Raw genomic sequence first — 2284 nt, 5'->3', positions numbered from 1 at the left:
ATCGCCAGCGACGACCGCAGCGATTGGCACAGCCTGGTAGATCGATCGATGCAATGTATCATTACTGAGCTACCTGAAGGACGTCAACTGTATTTATGCGGCGAGTCTTTCGGTGCCTGCTGGGCAATGCAGGTTGCCAGTAGGATGGCTAAAAACATCGAGAAACTGATCCTCATCAATCCCGCCTCATCATTCGTGCGGTTGCCGTGGTTGACCGAAGGGAGCGCACTCTCCAGTCTGTTGCCAGATAATATGTATCCATTATCCACGCGGATTCTCGCCAATTTTCTCACCAATGCCGATCGAGTCACGCCTGAAGATCGTCAAAACCTGATCGATGCGATGCTCTCCGTCCAACCGCAGACAGCGGCGTGGCGACTGAGTTTATTGCGACAGTTTCGGATCGATTCAGTATTACCAGCACTAGTCGATATCCCCGTCGAGCTGATTGCTGGCGAACACGACAGGCTGCTTCCTTCGGTGCTAGAGGTGCGTTTTCTCCACCAACAACTTCCCAAGTCAAAAACGACTTTCTTACCCTGGAGCGGTCATGCTTGCCTGCTAGAGAAAGATACTAATCTGGTCGATCTCGTATAACGATCTAAGTAGGTTGGAGCAAATATTTATTAAATGGATATTGCCTAAAACCTAGATAGTGGGCAGTGCCCACCCTACTGGCTACTGGCTCGACACTACTAAAAATGTGGGTAAAGCGATCGCTCAAAATGTTACTCATTGTATTTTTCAGCGTTATGAATGCCCACAGTTTTAGTCGTGTCGTCCCACTACTGGGTATCTCTTTTCACTCCCATCTCCCTAATTTAGCCGATCTCGTATGATGATACAGACGAGCGTGCATCATTCCCCGCTCCTCACTCCCACTGACTATGCTATTTCGCGAACTGGTACTAGAAAACTTTGGTTCTTACTTAGGTAGGAACACCCTTAATTTATTACCGGATCTTTCCGCAGATAGCCGTCCGATTATTTTGATTGGGGGAATGAATGGCGGTGGTAAAACAACGATTATGGATGCGATGAGGCTCGCACTCTACGGTGCGCGCGCTCAGTGTTCGACGCGGGGGAGTTTGAGTTACGGTGATTTTCTCGATCAGTGCGTCAGTCGTCATACCCTCCCTACCGAAAAAGCCCGAGTCGAATTAGCATTTCAAGTTGCGGAAGATGGGGACTTGCGCGATATTCGGATCGTCCGGTATTGGGAGCGCAATCCCAAGGATGGTAAGGATACTTTAGGGATTTTAGTCAATGATTGGGCAGATAAAACTCTGTTGAATACATGGGATGAGTACATTGAAAATCTCTTACCACTCGGTATTTCTAATCTATTTCTATTTGATGGCGAGCAGGTCAAGGAATTAGCCGAACAGGAAACACCGCCCGTTGGTGTCTTTGATGCAATTCAATCATTATTAGGATTAGAACTAGCTGAAAGATTAGCAGCAGATTTAGATGTATTAGTAACCAGAAAACGGCGCGATCTGGCAACTAAAAGTCAATTAGAAGCGATCGAGACGATCGAAGCCAAACTAGATCTTCAACAGCTCGAATCAGCCACCGTCGAGCGAGAAATAGAGCAGATCGAACTTAAGCTAGAGACCGCGATCGAGCGCGAAGGACAAGCCTTTGATAAATTCATTCTCGAAGGGGGCAAAATCGCCGCTCAAGGCAAAGAATTGGAGCTAGAGTCAAAAGCTATTCAAACCCAAATCGATCGGCACCGTCAGGATTTATGCCAGCTTGCAGCAGGTAGTTTGCCCTTGGCTCTAATTACCCCATTATTGACTCAAGCGCGATCGCAAGCCGCGCTCGAATTGCGCCATCAACAAGGCACAGCCGCGCTCGATCTATTAGTCGATCGCGATCGGCGGTTGCTCGATTTTCTCCACCACCAATCGCTCTCAGTAGAGACAATTTCGGAAATTCAAACCTTTTTAACTAGCGAAAATCATAGCTTAGAGCAGGCGGCTGAATTAGATCCACCCGCTTGGTTAGCCGCCGATCCAGAAGCAATAAGCTATTTAGATACGCTGCTAAAATCCGAGATCGATCGCGATCGCGCTCTCGTAGTTAAACTCCAAACTCAACTAATCAAACTCGAAGCCGAATTAGACTTCCTCGATCGCCAAATTGCCGAAGCCGCATCACCAGAAGAATACATCCGCCTCAAAGCCCAAGAAAGTACCGCTCGCGAACTAGTATCCCAACTCAAAGCCGATAAAATTACCAGCGAACGCCTCAATCAATAACTCGACCGAGTTATTAC

General features: G+C 47.7%; 2 protein-coding genes. Both read left to right on the top strand.

Annotated features, from left to right (window positions below; all coding sequences use genetic code 11):
* Window positions 1-597, top strand: a 597-nt coding sequence (locus RMO52_RS20125) for an alpha/beta hydrolase (protein WP_310417810.1), incomplete at its 5' end; no start/stop codon positions are given.
* A 290-nt stretch (window positions 598-887) separates the two neighbouring features.
* A complete protein-coding gene (gene dndD, locus RMO52_RS20120) occupies window positions 888-2267 on the top strand; it encodes a DNA sulfur modification protein DndD (RefSeq protein WP_310417807.1) in 1380 nt (459 codons plus the stop codon).
* Window positions 2268-2284 lie beyond the last annotated feature (17 nt).

It is taken from the genome of Chamaesiphon sp. OTE_8_metabat_110 (assembly GCF_031382685.1).
Lineage (GTDB): Bacteria > Cyanobacteriota > Cyanobacteriia > Cyanobacteriales > Chamaesiphonaceae > Chamaesiphon.
This window is presented reverse-complemented; position numbering and strand designations above follow the sequence as displayed.